Annotated in this window: 20 protein-coding genes, 1 pseudogene and 4 riboswitches; of the genes and pseudogenes, 11 read left to right on the forward strand and 10 right to left on the reverse strand. The window is 45.4% G+C overall.

Annotated elements, in window-relative coordinates; translation table 11 throughout:
* The first annotated feature begins 168 nt into the window (after nt 1–168).
* Nucleotides 169–1,626, forward strand: a complete 1,458-nt coding sequence (locus Q5C82_RS02625) for an aldehyde dehydrogenase family protein (RefSeq protein WP_003218809.1) — start codon at nt 169–171, stop codon at nt 1,624–1,626.
* Nucleotides 1,627–1,665: 39 nt separating this feature from the next.
* Here Q5C82_RS02625 and Q5C82_RS02630 read toward each other — a convergent pair whose 3' ends face one another.
* Entirely contained in the window at nt 1,666–2,502 is an 837-nt protein-coding gene (locus Q5C82_RS02630; RefSeq protein ID WP_003218811.1) for a YitT family protein, read from the reverse strand.
* Nucleotides 2,503–2,571: 69 nt separating this feature from the next.
* A riboswitch (guanidine-I (ykkC/yxkD leader) is annotated at nt 2,572–2,674 on the reverse strand.
* A gap of 386 nt (nt 2,675–3,060) precedes the next feature.
* Between Q5C82_RS02630 and Q5C82_RS02635 the strand changes: the two genes are divergently transcribed.
* Nucleotides 3,061–3,600, forward strand: coding sequence for a DUF4352 domain-containing protein (locus Q5C82_RS02635; RefSeq protein ID WP_136975890.1), 540 nt, complete (start codon nt 3,061–3,063; stop codon nt 3,598–3,600).
* A 75-nt stretch (nt 3,601–3,675) separates the two neighbouring features.
* Here Q5C82_RS02635 and galE read toward each other — a convergent pair whose 3' ends face one another.
* On the reverse strand, nt 3,676–4,695 hold the full coding sequence (gene galE, locus Q5C82_RS02640; RefSeq protein ID WP_003218816.1) for a UDP-glucose 4-epimerase GalE: 1,020 nt from the start codon (nt 4,693–4,695) through the stop codon (nt 3,676–3,678).
* A 155-nt stretch (nt 4,696–4,850) separates the two neighbouring features.
* Between galE and Q5C82_RS02645 the strand changes: the two are divergent.
* The 7 genes and pseudogenes from Q5C82_RS02645 to Q5C82_RS02675 form a co-directional block, all read left to right on the forward strand.
* Nucleotides 4,851–5,137 (forward strand): annotated as a pseudogene (locus Q5C82_RS02645) (sensor histidine kinase); the annotation flags it as partial.
* A gap of 76 nt (nt 5,138–5,213) precedes the next feature.
* Entirely contained in the window at nt 5,214–6,446 is a 1,233-nt protein-coding gene (gene pepT / locus Q5C82_RS02650; protein WP_003218820.1) for a peptidase T, read from the forward strand.
* Between the two features lie 104 nt (nt 6,447–6,550).
* The gene (locus Q5C82_RS02655) at nt 6,551–6,676 is read left to right on the forward strand and encodes a hypothetical protein (RefSeq protein ID WP_003218822.1); all 126 of its coding nucleotides are present in this window, start codon (nt 6,551–6,553) and stop codon (nt 6,674–6,676) included.
* A 278-nt stretch (nt 6,677–6,954) separates the two neighbouring features.
* Nucleotides 6,955–7,233, forward strand: a complete 279-nt coding sequence (locus Q5C82_RS02660; RefSeq protein WP_088886080.1) for a hypothetical protein — start codon at nt 6,955–6,957, stop codon at nt 7,231–7,233.
* 175 nt (nt 7,234–7,408) lie between these two features.
* Complete coding sequence (locus tag Q5C82_RS02665) at nt 7,409–7,897, forward strand: LURP-one-related/scramblase family protein (protein ID WP_003218826.1); 489 nt, start codon at nt 7,409–7,411, stop codon at nt 7,895–7,897.
* A 66-nt stretch (nt 7,898–7,963) separates the two neighbouring features.
* Nucleotides 7,964–8,070: riboswitch (SAM riboswitch) on the forward strand.
* A gap of 83 nt (nt 8,071–8,153) precedes the next feature.
* Nucleotides 8,154–9,287, forward strand: coding sequence for a 5-methyltetrahydropteroyltriglutamate--homocysteine S-methyltransferase (locus tag Q5C82_RS02670; RefSeq protein WP_003218828.1), 1,134 nt, complete (start codon nt 8,154–8,156; stop codon nt 9,285–9,287).
* 68 nt (nt 9,288–9,355) lie between these two features.
* Nucleotides 9,356–9,462, forward strand: a riboswitch (SAM riboswitch).
* 77 nt (nt 9,463–9,539) lie between these two features.
* Entirely contained in the window at nt 9,540–10,676 is a 1,137-nt protein-coding gene (locus Q5C82_RS02675; protein WP_003218830.1) for a 5-methyltetrahydropteroyltriglutamate--homocysteine S-methyltransferase, read from the forward strand.
* A 51-nt stretch (nt 10,677–10,727) separates the two neighbouring features.
* Here Q5C82_RS02675 and Q5C82_RS02680 read toward each other — a convergent pair whose 3' ends face one another.
* From Q5C82_RS02680 to Q5C82_RS02700, 5 genes are all read right to left on the reverse strand, one after another.
* Nucleotides 10,728–11,501, reverse strand: a complete 774-nt coding sequence (locus Q5C82_RS02680; protein WP_003218832.1) for a 3-hydroxybutyrate dehydrogenase — start codon at nt 11,499–11,501, stop codon at nt 10,728–10,730.
* A gap of 16 nt (nt 11,502–11,517) precedes the next feature.
* Nucleotides 11,518–12,174, reverse strand: a complete 657-nt coding sequence (locus Q5C82_RS02685; RefSeq protein WP_003218834.1) for a 3-oxoacid CoA-transferase subunit B — start codon at nt 12,172–12,174, stop codon at nt 11,518–11,520.
* Nucleotides 12,171–12,887 (reverse strand): CoA transferase subunit A, encoded by a 717-nt coding sequence (locus tag Q5C82_RS02690; RefSeq protein ID WP_003218836.1) that lies wholly within the window; start codon nt 12,885–12,887, stop codon nt 12,171–12,173. The genes Q5C82_RS02685 and Q5C82_RS02690 overlap by 4 nt, the downstream gene beginning before the upstream one ends.
* A 23-nt stretch (nt 12,888–12,910) precedes the next feature.
* Nucleotides 12,911–14,329 (reverse strand): GntP family permease, encoded by a 1,419-nt coding sequence (locus Q5C82_RS02695; RefSeq protein ID WP_003218839.1) that lies wholly within the window; start codon nt 14,327–14,329, stop codon nt 12,911–12,913.
* 150 nt (nt 14,330–14,479) lie between these two features.
* Nucleotides 14,480–15,340, reverse strand: a complete 861-nt coding sequence (locus tag Q5C82_RS02700) for a methyltransferase domain-containing protein (protein ID WP_003218844.1) — start codon at nt 15,338–15,340, stop codon at nt 14,480–14,482.
* 385 nt (nt 15,341–15,725) lie between these two features.
* A riboswitch (purine riboswitch) is annotated at nt 15,726–15,827 on the forward strand.
* A gap of 127 nt (nt 15,828–15,954) precedes the next feature.
* Between Q5C82_RS02700 and Q5C82_RS02705 the strand changes: the two genes are divergently transcribed.
* Complete coding sequence (locus tag Q5C82_RS02705; RefSeq protein ID WP_003218846.1) at nt 15,955–17,148, forward strand: NupC/NupG family nucleoside CNT transporter; 1,194 nt, start codon at nt 15,955–15,957, stop codon at nt 17,146–17,148.
* A 44-nt stretch (nt 17,149–17,192) separates the two neighbouring features.
* On the opposite strand, the gene Q5C82_RS02710 is transcribed toward Q5C82_RS02705, so the two are convergent.
* The 3 genes from Q5C82_RS02710 to Q5C82_RS02720 form a co-directional block, all read right to left on the reverse strand.
* On the reverse strand, nt 17,193–17,864 hold the full coding sequence (locus Q5C82_RS02710; protein ID WP_003218848.1) for a DUF3298 and DUF4163 domain-containing protein: 672 nt from the start codon (nt 17,862–17,864) through the stop codon (nt 17,193–17,195).
* Between the two features lie 142 nt (nt 17,865–18,006).
* Nucleotides 18,007–18,297 carry a hypothetical protein gene (locus Q5C82_RS02715; protein WP_003218850.1) on the reverse strand — a complete coding sequence of 97 codons (291 nt, stop codon included), beginning with the start codon at nt 18,295–18,297 and terminating at the stop codon, nt 18,007–18,009.
* A gap of 49 nt (nt 18,298–18,346) precedes the next feature.
* A complete protein-coding gene (locus tag Q5C82_RS02720; protein ID WP_003218852.1) occupies nt 18,347–20,407 on the reverse strand; it encodes a catalase in 2,061 nt (686 codons plus the stop codon).
* 195 nt (nt 20,408–20,602) lie between these two features.
* Here Q5C82_RS02720 and citH point away from each other — a divergent pair, with 195 nt between their 5' ends.
* A complete protein-coding gene (gene citH, locus Q5C82_RS02725; RefSeq protein WP_003218854.1) occupies nt 20,603–21,883 on the forward strand; it encodes a citrate transporter CitH in 1,281 nt (426 codons plus the stop codon).
* Nucleotides 21,884–21,950: the final 67 nt, after the last annotated feature.

Genomic DNA, 21,950 nt, shown 5'->3' on the forward strand with positions numbered 1-21,950 from the left:
GTAAATATCTGTACATTCAGTATAAGGCGAAATGCACATGTTCTCCAATAAAAAAGAGTATATCCGGCATAGATAGACGAGAAACTGAAAGGGAAACCTCATTCGTTTACATATTGGCTTCAACGGAAATAGAAGAGGATATGCACGGCCAAAGGAGGATGATCATTAATGGGTTTAGAAGCGTTAAACAAAAGTTTTATCAACGGAAAATGGACAGAAGGGGAAAGCGGGCGTACGGAGGACATTTTGAATCCGTATGACCAGTCTGTGATTACAACAGCATCGTTGGCAACAAACAAACAGCTGGAGGATGCGTTTGACATTGCACAACGGGCACAAAAAGAGTGGGCCAAGAGCACAGCAGAAGACCGAAAAGCAGTCCTGCAAAAAGCGCGCGCCTACTTACAGGAAAACCGTGATGACATCATCATGATGATCTCCCGCGAAACCGGCGGAACCATCATTAAAGCAACGATCGAGCTTGAACAAACAATTGCGATTTTAGATGAAGCCATGACATATACCGGCGAATTAGGCGGCGTCAAAGAGGTTCCATCCGACATTGAAGGGAAAATCAATAAGATTTACCGCCTTCCGCTCGGTGTCATTTCATCGATTTCTCCATTTAATTTTCCGATGAATTTATCAATGAGAACGATTGCGCCTTCGATTGCGCTGGGAAACAGTGTTGTTCACAAGCCTGATATTCAAACCGCTCTTTCCGGCGGAACCATCATTGCAAAAGCATTTGAACACGCCGGTCTTCCTGCGGGTGTCCTCAACGTCATGTTGACGGACCTAAATGAAATCGGGGACGGCATGCTGACCAATGCAATCCCGAAATTAATCAGCTTTACGGGATCAACCGCAGTCGGGCGCCATATCGGTGAAATCGCCGGGCGTGACTTTAAACGAATGGCCCTTGAGCTCGGCGGCAACAACCCATTTGCCATCCTTTCAGACGCGGATGTCGATCGTGCTGTAGACGCCGCGATTTTCGGGAAATTTATTCATCAGGGACAAATCTGCATGATTATCAACAGAATCATCGTTCATCAAGATGTATACGATGAGTTTGTTGAAAAATTCACCGCCCGTGTCAAACAGCTTCCGTACGGCGATCAAACCGATCCGAAAACCGTTGTCGGCCCGCTGATCAACGAACGCCAAATCGAAAAAGCGCTGGAGATCATTGAGCAGGCAAAGGCAGACGGCATTGAGCTTGCGGTTGAAGGAAAACGCGTCGGAAACGTGCTCACACCGTATGTCTTTGTCGGTGCTGACAACAACAGCAAAATTGCCCAAACGGAGCTGTTTGCCCCGATTGCCACCATTATAAAAGCCTCCAGCGATCAGGAAGCGATTGAGATGGCAAATGACACCGAATACGGCCTCAGCTCGGCGGTTTTCACTTCTGATTTAGAAAAAGGTGAAACATTTGCCCTGCAAATTGACAGCGGCATGACCCATGTCAACGACCAGTCCGTCAATGATTCGCCGAACATCGCCTTCGGCGGAAACAAAGCAAGCGGTGTCGGCCGCTTTGGAAATCCGTGGGTAGTCGAGGAATTTACCGTGACGAAATGGATTTCGATACAGAAGCAATACCGCAAATATCCGTTCTAAACGAACAAATCCCTCTGCTTCAAGTGCAGAGGGATTTTCTTATTTAGATATATCAACAAACCCTTCGCCAAACACATCGCGTACGTCATGAACGATCACAAACGCTTTTTTATCACAGCTTCTAATGATTTTCTTCAGCATAGAAAGCTCCTGTTTGTTAATGACGATGTACAAAATCTCTTTTGACTCGCCCGTATAGTTTCCCTTTCCTGATAAAATGGTGACGCCCCTGTCCATCAAGGTGTTTACCTGCTCTGCAATCTCACCCTTATTTTCCGAAATGACTGTAATCGCTTTTTTCGTATTCAAGCCTTCAATAATGAAGTCCATCACTTTCGTTCCGATATACAGCATCACAATCGTAAACATCATTTTTTCCGCACCAATAATAAAATAAGAGCTGAAAACGACAATTAAATCAAAAAAGAGCAGCGCGTAACTGATATTCCAATCTAAATATTTATTGGCAATTCTGGCCAGAATGGCGGAACCGGCTGTTGTGCCGCCGACCCGAATGATCATGCCGATCCCGACACCCGCAAACACCCCTGCGAAAATCGTGTTAATGATCAGCTCATCAGACGGTGTGCTCCACCCGTGTGTCAAATGCAGAAAAAGCGAGTTTGCTGCCACGGCGATAATCGTATAAACCGTGGTTTTCCCGTCGAGAAATTTATAGCCGATCAAAAGCAGAAAAGCGTTTAATATAAAGTTTGTCACCCCGGGAGACCATTGAAACACATAATACAAAATCAGCGTAATCCCAGTAACGCCGCCTTCCCCAAGGTCATTGGGAATCGCGAATAAATTCACAGCAAGCGCGAAGAAAAAAGCGCCAATCACAAGCATTAGCACATCAAGCATTTTCTTTTTCATCACAAAACACTCCTTCTCCAGATAGTATCAACAAAAAAACCCAGGAGTACGCTCTCGCAAAAGAGCAGAAACTCCTGGGCTTTTATCCCACCGTGTCATAACAGCCGGGCTGCTATGTGTTTTCTCTCGGTCACAGTCCAATTTGCATTGCGGAACCCTAGAAAACCACTGTTTTTATCATATCATTTTTACTTTCCAATATTAGCATTATAAGGGACGGTTTGAATTGGTTCAAGGGTATTTGCGGAGATTATTCAGATGAGCTACAAGAAAAAACGATTTATCTATTAAAAAATAACAAATATGGACGATAAGAAAAAAAGCATATATTTTACAAGAAAAATTAACTATAAATGATAACAATTATAAAAAATTCATAATTTTATATTGACTAAGTGAAATAATATAGGCATTATAGTACATATGTTTTGTACATTTAATTACATAGGAGGAAATAGAATGGCAGGAAAACTAGTACCCTGTAAAGCTTGCGGTCAAGAAATTGCAAAGGGTGTAAAAAAATGTCCTAACTGTGGTAAGGATCAACGTAACTTTTTTATGCGACATAAAATCATTACGTTTATTCTCGCAGTTGTTGTCATCATTATTATTGCTAACATTGGCGGTGGAGGCGGTTCAGAAGCCACTTCCAAAACATCAAGCAGCAGCAAAGCAGAAACTGAAAAAACATACAATATCGGTGATACTGTAAAAACTGAAAAAACTGAAGTAACAGTTACAAAGGTAGAGGACAGAGATACTGTCGGTACTCAATATGTTGAAAAGAAAGCCTCTGATGGAGGTACGATTGTAGCTGTTCAATATACAATTAAAAACGTATCTAAAAAGCCAATAAGTTCTTTTTCAATTCCAACTGTTAAATTAGTTGATGCTGATGGCACTTCTTATGATTCTGATATTGATGCTTCTGTAAACTATGCAACTGAGACAAAAGTTGATAACTCTAAAATTTTGAGTGATCTAAATCCTAATATTAAAGTAACAGGTGTTAAAGCATTTGAAGTTGACAAAGAAGCTTATGCAAAAGGAACTTGGAAACTCAAATTCAGCAATGATGTTATTGTAAAAATCAAATAATAGCAGACAAGGGTGCCTTAACAGGCACCCTTTTTCTCTAAAAAAAAGCCTTCTCCGTTGAGAAGGCCTCCATTCTTATTCCGCACTCTTATATCCATTCACATTAGAAGACTGCCATCTCCAGGAATCGGCACACATTTCCTCTAGGCCTCGTTTTGCTTCCCAGCCCAGTTCCCGCTTGGCTTTTGCTGGATCTGCAAAGCAGGTGGCGATGTCTCCCGGGCGGCGGTCCGCAAAACGGTACGGAACCTCTTTCCCTGACACTTTTTCAAAGGCTTTAACCATTTCAAGCACGCTATAGCCTGTGCCTGTTCCGAGGTTGTATGCATCTGCTCCAGTGGAGTTCAATACTTTTTCAAGCGCTTTGACGTGGCCTTCTGCGAGATCAACGACGTGAATATAATCGCGTACGCCTGTCCCGTCTTTTGTCGGATAGTCATTGCCGAATACGCTTAATTGCTCAAGTTTGCCGACGGCTACCTGCGCCACATACGGCATGAGGTTATTCGGAATGCCGTTCGGGTCTTCACCGATCCGTCCGCTTGGATGCGCGCCGAACGGATTAAAGTAACGAAGCAGCGCAACGCTCCACTCATTGTCGGCTGTATACAAATCACGCAATATTTGTTCTAGCATGAGCTTCGTCTGCCCATAAGGATTTGTCGCTCCTAATGGAAAGTCCTCCGTAATCGGTGACGTTTCCGGAACGCCATACACCGTCGCAGACGAACTGAATACGATTTTCTTTACGCCGTATTTCTCCATGACCTCACATAAAATAAACGTTCCCGTTAGGTTGTTATGATAATATTTGAGCGGAATCGCAACAGATTCACCGACTGCTTTTAACCCTGCAAAATGAATCACAGCTTCAATTTCATTTTCCGCAAAAACCGAATCTACCGCTTCCCGATCCAATAGATCCGCTTCATAGAACGTTAAATCTTTTCCCGTAATCTCTTTTACACGGTTCAGTGCCTCAGCTGAACTGTTGGACAAATTATCAAGAACGACAATCTCATAGCCGCTGTTCAATAACTCCACACATGTGTGGCTTCCGATGTACCCGGCACCGCCAGTAACAAGTATTGCCATGATGTAAACCCTCCTAAAAAATGACCTGATTTTATTATATAGTGTTTAGAACCGGGCTACATCCATTTTTAAGAAGTTTAATCGTTTATTAATAGTTTTTTCATATTTTTGCGGGCTATCCGATACAGGTTTTCAGCATTTTCAGGCCATATTATATGACTTTATGCAGCACGAACAAGATTTTGAATTGCATACAATTTTTATCTCACCCAGCCAAAGCTGACCCCATTTTGTTAGCGTTTGTGTTTGCGGCGTATCTAGCATTCATTTGGATCACTCCCTTTGTACATCCGCCGCTGTCAATTTGGGCATATTCATCGGGCTTTGGCTCCTGACCGTTTGGCTGTTTCCGGCCAAGAGCAGGGAGCCGCCTTTTTCTTAATCGTATTTTTAATGGTTTTATGCGGCCATAAAGCTTCCTGCACGGCTGTCCTTGATCTTTGCAATTCGAAACGGTATTGTGCAATAGAAAACTCTCATCCCGTCATGATAAAATAAGACAAAGGAGATGATTGGAAATGAAAGAAGAAATCATTGAACGGTTTACTACATATGTAAGAGTCGACACACAGTCCGACGAATCCGTCGACACCTGCCCTTCCACCCCCGGCCAATTGACGTTAGGAAACATGCTCGTTGATGAATTGAAATCCATTGGCATGCAGGATGTAACCATTGATGAAAACGGCTATGTCATGGCGACTCTTCCCTCCAATACTGAAAAAGACGTGCCGACTATCGGCTTTCTCGCTCACGTCGATACTGCCACAGACTTTACCGGCAAAAACGTGAATCCGCAAATCATTGAAAACTACGATGGAAAAGACATTGTGCTTAATGAACAGCTGCAGGTCATCCTGTCGCCTGATCAATTCCCTGAACTGCCCGGCTATAAGGGCCATACTCTCATCACCACAGACGGCACAACCCTTCTCGGCGCAGACAATAAGGCCGGTATCGCCGAAATCATGACAGCCATGGATTACCTTATCAAACACCCTGAAATCAAGCACGGCACAATCAGAGTGGCCTTTACGCCTGATGAAGAAATCGGAAGAGGACCGCACCAATTTGATGTAAAACGGTTTAATGCGTCCTTTGCCTACACAGTTGACGGCGGCCCGCTCGGCGAGCTTGAATACGAAAGCTTCAATGCCGCTGCCGCAAAAATCACAATCAAAGGCAACAACGTACATCCCGGAACGGCAAAAGGGAAAATGATCAGCTCTGCGAAAATCGCAATGAAGCTGAACAGCCTGCTGCCGGCAGACGAAGCGCCTGAATATACAGAAGGATACGAAGGATTCTACCACCTGCTGTCAATTCAAGGAGATGTAGAGGAAACAAAACTCCACTACATTATCAGAGACTTCGACAAAGGTAACTTCCAAAGCAGAAAAGAAACAATGAAGCGTGTCGTTGAAGAACTTCAAAACGAATACGGGAAAGACCGGATTCAGCTTAATATGAACGATCAATACTACAACATGAGAGAGAAAATTGAACCTGTCATCGAAATTGTCAACATTGCCAAGCAAGCGATGAAAAACCTCGGCATCGAACCGAAGATTTCTCCAATTCGCGGCGGCACGGACGGATCCCAGCTGTCCTACATGGGACTCCCGACGCCAAACATCTTTACCGGCGGGGAAAACTTCCACGGCAAATTTGAATACATCTCAGCTGATAACATGGTAAAAGCCGTAAATGTCATCGTTGAGATTGCAAAACTGTTTGAAGAACAGGCATAATACCAAAAGCCAGTCCTAAAAAAGGACTGGTTTTTTGTGTAAAAATGAAACATTTTGAATACTTCCTCCGTAAAACAAGTATCAACAGTTGAGGAGGAAAAACAATGACAAAACATGCAATAGCTGCAAAAAGTCTATTGAAAAAATGGATGATGACCAGGCCGCTTAACATGCAAAAGAAATCGAGCCCATTTCAAAAAATCAGAAAAATGTTCAAACGCTTCTTCTGATCAGTCTTTCAAATCCACAAAACCACAATCTGCATACCCTCGTACCGCCCAAATGCTCCGTAATTTGGGTTTTTTGTGTTTGATTCCGCAAAATAGGGTATAAACCAAACAAGCAAGAAAACAGCACCCGAAAACAGGTAATTCGAATTATGAAATTTTAGGTTAAAAGTTATATAAAGGAATTTATTTTATCGTCGATAGTAACTATAGAACCAATCATCAACCAGAACAATCACCATGTTGTAAGACTATTTTCAGGTCAACAGGTTAGACTGTTTTTGAGGGGCAGTTATTTATTTTTGATCGATTTTGAATTTTTTGAATACTTTTTGACATTTTATCCGTACAATAGAGAATACCAAAACTTTTTTTGGGAGGTATGTAAAATGATCCTATTTATTATCATCGCATTATGCGGCTATCTTCTTTTTTCTTTCAGCAAGGACAATCGCCGCAAACCGCAAAAGACAAGCCCTCTGCCAGCAGCCGCACCTCATCACAACAACCTAATCGACCTTGACGCGATCCGCCAAAAACGCCGGATGCATCTTTCCTAATCCTATATTTCAAACGAAAAGGCTGCTGAATCATGCAGCCTTTTTCAATTTTAGAAACATTTATTACTCGGGAAAACAATCAGCAGGGTTTCTGATCACTAGATTTGGAACTTGAAACCTTTTTGCCGCCTGTCCGTAATCTCTTACAAGGCAAATCCAAAAGGAGATTTCAGCAATGATCGAACTATTTATGAAACAAAAAATGTTCTCGTTTAAAGATGCATTTCACATTTATGACCGAGATGAACAAGAGGCTTTCAAGGTCGAGGGCCGATTCTTTTCGTTAGGAGACTCGCTACAAATGACAGATTCATCCGGAAAAACACTCGTTTCTATCGAACAAAAAGTAATGTCTGTATTGCCGCGATACGAGATTTCAATTGGCGGGGAAACAGTTTGTGAAGTGGCGAAGAAATTAACGTTTTTCAAACCGAAATTTGAAATTTCCAAGCTTAACTGGGAAATTGACGGTGACTTGTGGAAGGATGAATTTCAACTGACGGACGGGGAGAATGTCCGTATGTCAGTGAGCAAAAAGTGGCTCAGCTGGGGTGATTCCTATCATTTGCAGATTGCAAACGAGGAAGATGTGCTGATCTGTACAGCCATTGCTATCGTGCTTGATATGGTATTATATAACGACGAAGATGAAAGTATTTTCTAAAAAATTGTTGACAATTGAGTCAAAAGTAATAATATTAAGATAATTGAAATCTGAATATGAAGATGTACCTTATCAAGAGAGGTGGAGGGACTGGCCCTATGATACCCGGCAACCGCTGTTTCATACAGAATGGTGCTAAATCCTTTAGAACATTGCGTTCTTGCAGATGAGGCGGAGATTTGATCATTCAAGCTCTTCCTTACTCAAAGGGAGAGCTTTTTTATGCTCAACACATTTCAGAAAAGAGGCGAATGACATGGCTCAACAAACAAATGTTGCAGGACAAAAAACAGAAAAACAACGCAAAGCTCCTTTCCGTGCCGATCATGTCGGCAGTTTACTGAGATCTGCTCCGGTGAAAGAAGCCCGGCAAAAAAAAGCAGCCGGCGAGATCACTGCGGATCAGCTTCGTGATATCGAAAATCAAGAAATCACTCGCATTGTAGAAAAACAAAAAGAAATCGGCCTCGATGTGGTAACAGATGGGGAATTCCGCCGATCTTGGTGGCATTACGATTTCCTGGAAGGGCTTGACGGTGTAGAAGCGTTCATCCCGGCTGAAGGGATTCAGTTCCATCATGCGAAAACAAAAGCACGCAGCATCAAAGTGACGGGAAAACTCGATTTTACGAGCCACCCAGCGCTTGCCGATTATCAATTTTTACATGAGATCGCCGGCGACGCGACACCAAAATTGACGATTCCGAGCCCGAATATGCTGTTTTTCGGTGAAAAGGCGGATAAAGGGATTTATGACGACCAAGAGGAATATTTTCATGATCTGGCCCAAACGTACAAAAAAGCAATTAAAGCCTTCTATGATGCTGGATGCCGCTATCTTCAGCTTGATGATACGTCATGGTCTCTCTTCTTTGAGGAAAAAGGCAGAGAGGTCGTCCGGGCGCTTGGCGGTGATCCAGAAACATTGCCTGCCTTATTCGCCAAAACGATTAACGATGCAGTAGCAGACCGTCCTGATGATTTAGCAATCACGATGCACATTTGCCGCGGCAACTTCCGTTCAACTTGGGCGGCATCAGGAGGCTACGATGCTGTAGCGGAAATAATTTTGGACGGCTTAAATCTGGATGGGCTGTTCTTAGAATACGATGATGACCGCTCCGGAAATTTTGATCCGCTCCGTTTCGTGAAACGCAAAAATCTGCAAATTGTGCTTGGCTTGATTACATCCAAATACGGTGAGCTTGAAAATCCTGAGGATGTGAAACGCCGAATCAATGAAGCGGCACGCTTTGTCAGCCTGGATCAGCTGTGCCTCAGCCCGCAGTGCGGTTTCGCCTCTACTGAAGAAGGAAATCTTTTGACAGAGGAGCAGCAATGGGCGAAGCTGCGCCATGTCATCGACATCGCCAACGATGTGTGGAGATAATCTATCATTGACAGAAACGAAAAAAGTGTGAATAATATATGCTATCAGAAAATTTCATAAAAAGGTTTTCCTTATCAAGAGAGGTGGAGGGACTGGCCCTGCGATACCCGGCAACCGCTGTTTAACAGAATGGTGCTAAATCCTTTAGAGCAATGATTGCTCTTGAAGATAAGGTTGAGATTGTCACACAAGCTCTTCCTTATCCAAAGGAAGAGCTTTTTTATATTCGAATGGAAAGAAGGAATGGACAACATGCCACAACAAACAACACCCGCAGAACAAAAATCACTTCAAAGAAAAAAACCGCCGTTTCACGCGGATCAAGTTGGAAGCCTGCTGAGATCTGAGCCTGTTAAAAAAGCGCGGCTGCAAAAAGCGGCCGGCGAGATTACGGCTGAGCAGCTTCGCCAAATCGAAAACGATGAAATCATCCGCATTGTGGAAAAACAGAAGGAAACCGGCCTGAACGTCGTGACAGACGGTGAATTCCGCAGAGCATGGTGGCATTTTGATTTCCTGGAAAACCTGGATGGCGTTGAGCCGTTTACTCCTGAGCAGGGCATTCAATTCCATAATGTACAGACAAAAGCACGAGGCATAAAAGTCACCGGTGATATCGACTTTTCAACTCACCCAATGCTTGAAGATTACTCATTTCTCCATAGCATTGCCGGTGACGCTACGCCAAAGATGACGATCCCAAGCCCGAATATGCTGTTTTTCCGCGGAAAGCTGGAAAAGGACGCATACAAAAACGACTATCACCTTTTCCAGCACGATGTATCCAAAGCATATAAAAAAGCGATTCAAGCGTTTTATGACAGAGGCTGCCGCTACCTCCAGCTTGATGATACAGCATGGGCTGTTTTCTTATCTGAAAAAGGCTTAAAACAAATCGAAGCGTTCGGAACAACGCCTGACGAGCTTCGCCAGCTGTTTGCGAAATCCATTAACGACGCGATTGCAGACCGTCCGGATGACTTGACCGTAACAATGCATATTTGCCGCGGCAACTTCCAGTCCACTTGGACAGCGGAAGGCGGCTATGACGCAGCAGCCGAAACCATTTTTGACGGCTTGAACCTGGACGGGCTTTTCCTAGAGTATGATGATTCACGCTCAGGCGGATTTGAACCACTCCGTTATGTGAAGCGCTCTGATCTTCAGCTTGTCCTTGGCTTAGTGACATCTAAATTCGGTGAGCTTGAACATCCAGACGATGTAAAACGCCGTATCGAAGAAGCGTCCCGCTATGTGAGCTTAGACCAGCTTTGCCTCAGCCCTCAATGCGGATTCGCTTCAACTGAGGAAGGCAACAAGCTGACTGAAGAACAGCAATGGGCGAAGCTTCGCCATGTGGTTGAGATCGCTAACGATGTTTGGAAATAAGCAAAGAAAAAACACACTTGATTCCCTGGCGGAGCAAGTGTGTTTTTTATGTTATTGAGCGGTGTAGCCCCCATCAAGGACGACAGCCTGCCCGGTGATACCCTTTGCTTTCTCGCTTGCCAAAAACACCGCATAATCCGCGATTTCCTTGACGGAAAGCAATCGTTTTTGCGGCACAAGCGGGAAAATGACCTGTTCAAGCACGGAGTCGTAAGGGACATTTCTCGTTTTTGAAAGATCGCTCAGCTGATTGCGGACAAGCTTTGTATCGACATATCCCGGACAGAGCGCGTTGACTGTAATGCCGTGGGGCGCGCCTTCCAGCGCCCCGACCTTTGTCAGTCCAATGACACCGTGCTTAGCGCTATTATAAGCGGATTTTCCCGCAAAGCCGACTAAACCATTAACAGACGAGATATTAATGATTCTGCCAAACTTCTGTTTTTTCATGATCGGAAAAACATGCTTCATCGCGATGAAGGGCGCCGTCAGCATGACTTTGATCAGCTGTTCAAAGGTTTCTGTTGGAAACTCTTCAATCGGGGCGATGTGCTGAATACCGGCATTGTTCACCAAAATATCCAAGCGGCTGTATCGTTTTTGGATGGCGTTTACCGTATCAGCGACTTGCGCTTCCTTTGTCACATCACACGGAATGGCTGCTGCGTCAAAACCTTCTTCTGCAAGCTTGGAAGCGGCCTTTTCGCATGCTTCCTGATGAAGGTCCGAAACGATGACGCTAGCTCCTTCACGGGCGAACTCCCTCGCGATTTCGAATCCGATTCCGCCGGCTGCCCCAGTCACCAAGGCGACTTGTTTTTTCATGTCAAACACCTTCCCATTAAGAATTTTGTTTGATCACAGACTGGCTTACAGCGAAATCAGCTTCTGTTTTTTCATAAACCTCTTCAATTGTGACACCTTCCTGAAGTTCAGACAGTGTCATGGGGCCGTTATCAAAATCAAAAACAGCCAAATCCGTAATCAGCCTGTGTACGACTTTCTGGCCTGTCAGCGGAAGCGAGCATGTTTTTTTCACCTTTGACTCACCATGTTTATTGACATGTTCCATGATGACAACGATCCGTTTCGCCCCGTTGACGAGATCCATAGCGCCGCCCATCCCTTTTACCATTTTCCCTGGGATCATCCAATTGGCCAAATCGCCCTGCTCAGAAACTTCCATGCCGCCAAGGATAGCCAAATCGATATGCCCGCCTCTTATCATTGCGAATGACTCAGCGCTGTCAAAATAGGAAGCGCCCGTCACTTCAGTGATTGTTTCCTTTCCTGCATTGATCAAATCCGCGTCTTCCGTTCCTTCCACAGGATACGGACCGATCCCGAGCAAGCCGTTTTCTGACTGAAGCATGACGTGAACGCCATCGGGTATCTCATTTGCGACAAGCGTTGGCATTCCAATCCCAAGATTGACGTTCATGCCATCCTTGATTTCTTGTACAGCGCGTTTGACCATTCGTTTTCTCGCTTCCTTCATTTCGCCTCACCCTTTCCCGCCGCTTGTCGGACTGTTCGCTTTTCAATCCGTTTTTCATGGCTCGCGCCAAGCACCACATGTTGTACGTAAATTCCCGGTGTATGGATGTGATCTGGGTCTAGCTCTCCCGCTTCCACGATTTCTTCCGCCTCGGCAATCGTAATATTGCCTGCCATGGCGGCAACGGGATTGAAATTTCTCGCCGTTTTCCGAAAAACCAAATTCCCCATGGTGTCCGCTTTCCACGCTTTAACGATCGCCACGTCGCCGGTGATGCCTCGCTCCAGCACATAAGTCCGGCCGTCGAACGTTTTATGTTCTTTTCCCTCTGCTATTGAAGTACCAACGCCTGTTGCCGTGTAAAATCCCGGTATGCCTGCGCCGCCTGCACGAATTCTCTCAGCGAGCGTTCCTTGGGGAACAAGTTCAACCTCAAGCTCTCCGCTTAAAAACTGCCGCTCAAAAATTTTATTTTCACCGACATAGGATGCGATCATTTTTTTGATTTGTCTATTAGCCAAAAGCAAACCGAGCCCCCAGTCATCAACTCCGCAATTGTTGCTGACAACGGTTAAATCCTTTACTCCCTGATTTCTTATCGCCAAAATGAGCTGTTCAGGAATGCCGCACAGCCCGAACCCTCCTGCGATCAGTGTATCTCCATCATGAATCAGTTCCGCAGCTTCCTTACTTGATGACAGTACTTTTCCCATATTGATGCCCCTTTCGTTTTCTCTTACACTAGACCAGTCAGGCTGTAAATCGCAATCACAGCAAATACGGCAGCCGTTTTGATGAGGGTGATCGCAAAAATATCCCGATACGATTGCCGGTGAGTCAGTCCTGTCACGGCCAGAAGCGTGATGACAGCGCCATTATGCGGCAGTGTATCCATGCCGCCTGATGCCATCGATATGATCCGATGCATCACTTCTGGCGGAATGTTGTAAGCATGAATCGCCTGCAAGTATTGATCCGACATCGCGCTTAGTGCAATGCCCATACCTCCTGAAGCCGACCCGGTGATCCCCGCCAGCGCAGTTGTCGTGACGGCCCCGTTCACAAGCGGATCGGTAAAGGTGTGCGAGATTCCGCTGCTCAGCTTGTGAAATCCCGGCAGCGCGGCGATAACGCCGCCGAAACCATACTCGACACCCGTATTCATAGATGCCAGCAAGGCGCCGCCGATCCCTTCATTCAGCCCATCTTTCATTTGGGCAAGCACTCTTCTCCAATCAAATAAAATCGTTGTGATGATGCCAATTACCAGAGCGAGCTCCACCGACCAAATGGCAGCCGCTGAAGAAATATCAAGCTTGCCGAACTCCTTTAATCCGATCGATGAAAAATCAAATCCATTCGGATACCACTTTGGAAGGTATATGGTGAAACATTTATTCACTGCACCGACGAGTATAAGCGGGACAAAGGCAAGTGCATGCTGTACCGGGCTTTTGTCTGGTTCGGCCGTGAACTCAGACGATTCAAGAGCAGCAGTATTCTCCGAATCAAAACCGCCGTAGCCTTCGCCGGATGTCTGCGCTTTTTTCCGCCTCGATTCCAAATACATCATGCCCGCTGTCAGCACAATCGCTGCGCCGATCAAGCCAAGCCAAGGTGCGGCATAAATGTCTGTTTTGAAAAACGTCGTCGGGATGACATTTTGAATTTGCGGCGTCCCCGGAAGTGCGTCCATCGTAAACGTAAAAGCACCTAAAGCAATCGTTCCCGGGATGAGGCGTTTCGGTATGTTTGCTTCTCGGAACAGATTTTTCGCAAACGGATATACGGCAAACACGACAACAAACAGGCTGACGCCGCTGTACGTCAAGATAGCGCCCATCAGCACAATTGCAAGTATCGCTCTTTTTGCCCCGACAAGCCTGACAATCGTTTTCGCAATTGATGCCGCAAGCCCGGACATTTCAACAACTTTTCCAAAAATCGCACCAAGCAAAAATACCGGGAAATACAGCTTAATAAAACCCGCCATCTTCTCCATAAAAATCGATGAGAAAAAAGGAAGCACATGGCTTGGATCTGTCAGCAGCACCGCAAATAACGCGCAAATCGGCGCAAACAAAATGACAGAAAATCCCCGATACGCCGTAAACATCAGCAAGCCTAACGCCAATAGAATGATGATCAGTTCCACACACATCCCTCATTTCCACGGATCAGAAAGCGTTTACAAAGACTCTCCGCATCGGCCGTTTCCGTCCCCTTTCCATATGTACGGGAAGCGGGGGCCAACTATTCCGATTAAAAAAGGAAAGCTCCTTTTTTCGGAGCTTTCCTCTGCCATTCATTTCATTCCTATTAAGATATCGACATCAACCGTAATATCGGCTGATGTCATCTCTTTCAGCAGCCGGACTCTGTCTTCCGGCGCAGACCAGGCGAGCGGCGTCATCTGAAGCAGCCAATGTATCGCTTGGCGGTCAAGCGTTTTGACATAATGCAGCCTCACATGATGGCTGTGTTCAACATTCGCTGTAAAACGCTCAACAGCTGCCGTATTGGAATACGTGCGCCTTGGTGACTCAGTATATAAAAATTGTCTTAATTCTATTAAATAATCTTTTCGCGGCACTACTTTTATGAGCATGCCATCATCCTTCAGCAGCCTATGAAACTCTGCATAATTGGACGGTGAAAAAATCGACAGGACAACATCGAATTGGCGATCATGAAAGGGAGCACGCGCCACATCGGCAACCGCCCACATCTGATCTTTGAATGTCCTAGAAGCTTTTACAATCCCATCCTTCGAAAGATCGATGCCGGCTCCCGTCGCGGTTCTCCCCGCATAATCAAACCCGCAAAGCACATTCAAATGAGATCCCTCACCGCACCCGCTGTCCAAGATGGTGAATGCCCCTTGACCAGATTTGGGATGAATGATGAGATCTGCAATGGCATGGTGGAGCGGCTCAAAAAACCGGCATTCCCCAATCAGCCTGCTCCTCGCTTCAAAAAGCCCGGCATCGTAACCGGTTTTGACCGGCTTCGTCAGGAAGTTCACGTATCCGTGCCGAGATCTATCAAACGTGTGGCCTCGATCTATACAAATCAAGCTTTTTCCTGAATTCGCATCCATGGGCGAACCGCAAAGCGGACATCGAAACATGGGTACGAATTGGCTGAAATCAACTGTTCGTTTCATGATAAAAACACCTCATTCATTCATTTTTAGATAAATGAAAAAGGCATAGACAAATAAACCTGGGCCTATCTCAAAAATTGGCCAGGTCTGGCAGTTTGTCTATACCTGTCATTATCTATAACGAATGAATTGGATAATCATGAAAAAACTCCCTTTTTGCTGTATGGGTTTCCCCATTTACATCATACAACAAACCTTCGGGAGCTGAAACCATATGTTGAAGGAAAACCAATGCCGTACCACTGTTGTCCCCATCAACATCATATCAGCATAGCAATCTAACATGTTTTTTCTTTTTTTCTCAAATTCAAAATATAAATTTCATTATTGTGAAAATAGTTAAAAAGGTTGATTTTCAAAAAGTGAAAGGATAAAATACTGCTATCATCTTAGAAAAAGACATTCTTGTATATGATCAGTAATATGGTCTGATTGTTTCTACCTAGTAACCGTAAAAAACTAGACTACAAGAAAGTTTGAATAAATTTGAACGAGTTGAAAAGGACAAGTTCTTTTCTGTTTGCTCTTATTTTTCACACTTTCTGCACTTCCAGAATTTGTGAAGGATAGGAGCTTTTTTTGTTTCCAAAATAAACCTCATAGGAGTTGCTATCATGTACTTTTTATTAAACCTTGTCGGTCTCATTGTGATTATGGCAGTTGTGTTCCTATGCTCCCCGCAGAAAAAGAAAATCCAGTGGCGTCCGATCATTACGTTAATTGTTCTGGAATTGCTGATTACTTGGTTTATGCTGGGAACAAAGGTCGGGAGCTGGGCCATCGGTAAAATTGGTGATTTCTTCACTTGGCTGATTGCTTGCGCCAGTGACGGTATCGCGTTTGCCTTCCCGTCAGTCATGGCGAATGAAACAGTAGACTTTTTCTTTAGTGCACTTCTTCCAATTATCTTTATCGTCACATTCTTTGATATTTTAACATATTTCGGCATTTTGCCTTGGCTGATTGATAAAATCGGATGGGTGATTTCAAAGGCTTCCCGCTTGCCGAAATTAGAAAGCTTTTTCTCTATTCAAATGATGTTCTTGGGAAATACTGAAGCACTTGCGGTCATCCGCCAGCAGCTTACGGTATTAAATAACAACCGCTTGCTTACATTTGGCTTAATGAGCATGAGCAGCATCAGCGGCTCCATTATTGGATCTTACCTGTCAATGGTGCCGGCGACATACGTGTTTACAGCGATTCCATTGAACTGCTTAAACGCGCTGATTATTGCAAACCTGCTGAACCCTGTTCATGTGCCGGAGGATGAAGATATCATCTATACACCGCCTAAAGAAGAGAAGAAAGACTTTTTCTCTACGATTTCTAACAGTATGCTTGTCGGCATGAACATGGTTATCGTTATTTTGGCAATGGTGATCGGATATGTAGCATTAACGTCTGCAGTCAATGGCATTCTTGGTGTTTTCGTACACGGCCTGACCATCCAGACAATTTTTGCTTATCTCTTCAGTCCGTTCGCATTCCTGCTTGGTCTGCCAGTACATGATGCAATGTATGTCGCTCAGCTAATGGGAATGAAATTGGCAACGAACGAGTTTGTTGCGATGCTTGACTTGAAAAACAATCTTACAACACTTCCGCCTCACACAGTTGCGGTGGCGACGACATTCCTGACGTCATTTGCCAACTTCAGTACTGTCGGCATGATTTACGGAACGTACAACTCGATCCTTGACGGCGAAAAGTCAACGGTCATCGGGAAAAACGTGTGGAAATTGCTCGTCAGCGGCATTGCGGTATCTTTACTAAGTGCTGCGATTGTCGGCCTGTTTGTGTGGTAGAAAAAACATTGAGCCATATCCCTTTGCGGATATGGCTCTTTTGATTATTGATAAATAGAGGAAGGCACCTGCACATCCCGGATTCCAGCTGCATACGGTCCTAAGTCATACTGGCCGAAGACGATGGCGATGCCGTTTTTCGTAAAGTAAAACGTTGTATCTTGGTTAAGGGTAATATCCTCTTTCTTTACATCAGGGAAAAACAGTGTGTCATGTTTTTTGATATAGCTGTATAGGTAATCTTTCGTTTTGCTGACCTTTGTTTTGGTATTCAGAATTTGATTCAGTGTTACCCGCTTTTGTGTTTTCAAATCATAGTTGAAGGACTGAACAGACGTTAAACCATGGGCGCCGCCTGAATAGATATAATTGAGTGTTTGAATGCTGAGCTTGCCCGCCGCATTGTATTTGACGCTGAAGGATGTTTGATATTCTGCTTTGAATCCCTGCTGCTCGCCTGCTTTTTTGTTTTTCAAGTATTCCTGATACGATTGTTCAATGTAAGCTTTCAGTTCTTGATTAATTTTCTTTTCAAATGCGGCATTCCCGATGTGATGTACCTGAGGATACTTTAGCTCCTTGATCTTTTTGTACGTGTGGCTGCTGACAGTCGGTGATTTCGCTTGAACCGCTTTTAAAGATGGGGCTGTATATGCCAATACAGAAAAAAGCAAAACAGCAATCCCCGCGGCCTTCAGCATGTGATTCCATTTCATACGATCTCCTCCTTTGATGTCGTTGTTTATCATTCCCTCTTTTAAGCAATACACACTTTTATAGACTGATAAAACCAAAAGAAGTTTCTAGGTCTAACAGCTCCATTTCCCAATTAAAAAAGAGACAACACATGTCTCCTTTTTATTGTTTGCGCTCAGCAATGGCTTCGTGAACCACTTGGGCCAAATCTATATTTCCAAACATCTCTAATACCGCAATGACGGTCTGATCCGGAATGTGCTCTGATTCGTGTTTCGGCACGACCAGTTCGTCCATGGTTTTTTTCAAGCTTTCATTGAGCTTTTGCTGCGGATACGCTTTGGCGTACAGTTCAAGCGGATCAAGGTCATGGTTCACGCACCATTGGGCAAACACCAAAATCATCATATTTTCATCTCGTTCGTAAGCTTCAACTAGCTGTTTTTCGTTCATCTGTCATGCTCCTTATGAAAAGTATCTTCCTTTAAGATACAGGAGCGGGTCAAATCCGTCTATCCCAATGGCGGTGAGCGGCGACCGCCTCGATAAACGCCTTGCTGAAGGCGGTGTAGTCAGCTTCATCTTTCGCAGTCACGATTCCCGGCCCCCCTGTTGTGCCGACAGCTGCTTGAAGAAGATCAATTCCTTCATTGGCCGCACCGATCGCCTTAAAGTGATTGTAGGCTTCTTTGATAAATGCCATCGCTTGTTTGTTGTCTTTTAACTCTGGTCCTCCTGCGGCATAGACAGCATCATACAGAACAGAATCAGCTGTCAGGAACGTGCCGCCGGCCTCAAGCTGCTGTCCGGTGCCGCTTGTGATGTACCCCAGCGTTTGGCTGATGATATCCGCTGTGATCCCTTCTTGTTTTAAGGCGTCCAGGACTGTTTGCAGTTCTTTTTCATCAAAACCATTGCCGGCGAGAACGGCGACTTTTCTCGTTGACGCTGTTTTCACTGTACGGGCCTGGCTTAACGCAGGTGAGGTAAGAATTTCGTTTGATGCTTTTCGTTTCGCCGGCGGCGCCACACCTACTCCTTTGGCGATTTCTTCCGCTAAGCTTGTATCCACATTGCTGAAGACGTCAACGACCTGCCGCTGCACGTCCTTGCTTTTGACCTTTCCGACCTCGAAACAGAAAGCAGAGATGATATGCTGTTTTTCGACAGGAGACATGCTGTTCCAGAAAAGCTTCGCCTGTGAGTAATAATCGTTGAAGCTGTCGCTCCGCTGGCGGATTTTTTTGCCCTCGACTTTTTCCTGATAGTGGACGTAGCCGCCTTCTTCGGCTGTCGCTGGCGACGGGTCATTGTTTTGCAGAGAGTTCTTATGATAAGCTACCGGCCCCTTATTGATCGTCATCCGGTGATAGCCGTCGTATTGATTGTTATGGAACGGACATACCGGCCGGTTAATCGGAATCTCATGGAAGTTCGGGCCGCCAAGACGGATGAGCTGTGTGTCGGTATAAGAGAAAAGCCGTCCCTGCAATAGCGGATCATTTGTAAAATCAATGCCCGGTACGACATTTCCCGGGTGGAATGCAACTTGTTCTGTTTCCGCAAACACATTGTCCTGGTTGCGGTCCAGCGTCATTTTCCCAATGATTTTCACCGGTACAAGCTCTTCCGGCCACAGCTTGGTTGGGTCAAGAATATCAAAATCAAATTTAAATTCATCTTCTTCATCAATCATCTGTACGCCGAGCTCATATTCAACCGTGCCGCCGTTTTCAATCGTTTCCCACAAGTCGCGGCGGTGAAAATCAGGATCTTTCCCGGCAATTTTCTGCGCTTCATCCCATACAAGAGAATGCACGCCGAGCACAGGCTTCCAGTGGAATTTCACGAAACGCGCCTTTCCTTGTTCATTGACAAAACGGAACGTGTGCACGCCGAAGCCTTCCATCATTCTGTAGCTGCGAGGGATGCCCCTGTCAGACATCGTCCACATCACCATGTGAGCAGACTCAGGGTTATTGGCGACAAAATCCCAAAACGTATCATGAGCAGTCGCGGCCTGAGGCATTTCATTGTGAGGTTCAGGCTTAAACGCGTGAACCAGATCCGGAAATTTGATCGCGTCCTGAATGAAAAATACTGGGATGTTATTTCCCACAAGGTCATAGTTTCCTTCTTCAGTATAAAATTTCGTCGCAAAGCCTCTGGCATCCCGCACCGTGTCTGCGGAGCCTTTGGAACCCGCAACTGTAGAAAACCGGACAAATACCGGCGTCTTCACCGAAGGGTCCTGAAGAAATTTCGCCCGGGTGAATTCTGTCATCGGCTCATAAACCTGAAAAAAGCCATGCACCCCATACCCGCGCGCATGCACGATCCGTTCAGGGATTCTCTCATGGTCAAAATGCGTCATTTTCTCCCGAAAGTGAAAATCCTCCATCAGCGTCGGGCCGCGAACTCCGGCTTTTAACGAATGTTCGTCCTCAGACACCCGCACGCCTTGGTTTGTCGTCATTTTCTTTCCGCTGTTATCAACCCTATACTGTTCGAGCTGCTCGTCTTTTGAGTGTTCATTGACTCGTTTGTTTTGATCATCACTCATGTCTGCTCCCCCTTTTCAAACGAAACATTCTACAGCACATTTACCCGTGGCGTTCTTCATATAAACTGCTAATCCGCTCAATAGGATTTTGGGTCTACATATCAGGATGAGGTCATACATATTTGAAATAAGCCTTCTTCTGAAAATGTGGAAGCGCTTACCAAAATTGTGCTGTTGAATGGGGGAGGTCATTTCGTGCTTGCCATACTCGGTTTTGTGATGATTATTGTCTTCATGTACCTTATTATGTCTAACCGGCTTTCCGCTCTTATTGCTTTAATTGTCGTTCCTGTTGTGTTTGCCCTGATCAGCGGATTTGGCAAAGATCTCGGCGAGATGATGATTCAGGGCGTGACAGACCTCGCTCCTACCGGTATCATGCTGTTATTCGCCATCCTGTATTTCGGCATTATGATTGACTCAGGATTGTTTGATCCTCTCATTGCAAAAATGTTATCACTTGTCAAAGGAGATCCGTTAAAAATCGCCGTCGGCACAGCGATTCTGACGATGACCATTTCGCTGGACGGAGATGGGACAACGACCTATATGATTACCATTGCGGCGATGCTGCCTCTGTACAAACGGCTCGGCATGAACCGTTTGGTGTTAGCGGGAATTGCGATGCTCGGTTCTGGGGTCATGAATATTATTCCGTGGGGCGGACCGACGGCAAGGGTTTTGGCTTCCTTAAAATTGGACACGTCGGAGGTCTTCACGCCGCTGATTCCCGCTATGATCGCCGGCATTCTCTGGGTGATCGCCGTTGCTTATATCCTTGGAAAAAAAGAGCGGAAGCGTCTCGGCGTCATTTCGATTGAACACACGCCGTCCTCTGATCCGGAGGCAGCACCGCTCAAGCGCCCTGCCCTCCAATGGTTTAATCTGCTGCTGACTGTTGCTCTGATGGCCGCTCTGATCACCAGCCTGCTGCCGCTCCCTGTTCTTTTTATGACCGCATTCGCCATCGCCTTGATGGTCAACTATCCAAGTGTCAAAGAGCAGCAGAAACGGATCTCGTCACATGCAGGAAATGCATTAAACGTTGTCTCGATGGTGTTTGCGGCAGGCATTTTCACAGGCATTCTCTCTGGCACAAAAATGGTGGATGCGATGGCACATTCTCTCGTTTCGCTCATCCCTGATGCCATGGGCCCGCACCTGCCGTTGATCACTGCTATCGTCAGCATGCCATTCACCTTTTTCATGTCAAATGACGCCTTTTACTTCGGTGTCCTTCCCATCATCGCAGAAGCCGCATCCGCTTACGGAATAGATGCCGCTGAAATCGGTAGGGCCTCCCTGCTGGGACAGCCGGTGCATCTCCTAAGTCCGCTTGTGCCTTCCACCTATCTATTGGTCGGAATGGCAGGTGTCAGCTTTGGCGATCATCAAAAATTCACTATCAAATGGGCCGTGGGGACAACAATTGTGATGACGATTGCGGCGCTTTTGATTGGGATTATTTCGTTTTAATGAGTTGAGGATTTCCGCTTAGCGGAAATCCTCTTGTTCTGTATAATCGGAATACCCAAGATCATAC

The organism is uncultured Bacillus sp. (assembly GCF_958411575.1).
Lineage (GTDB): Bacteria > Bacillota > Bacilli > Bacillales > Bacillaceae > Bacillus > Bacillus spizizenii.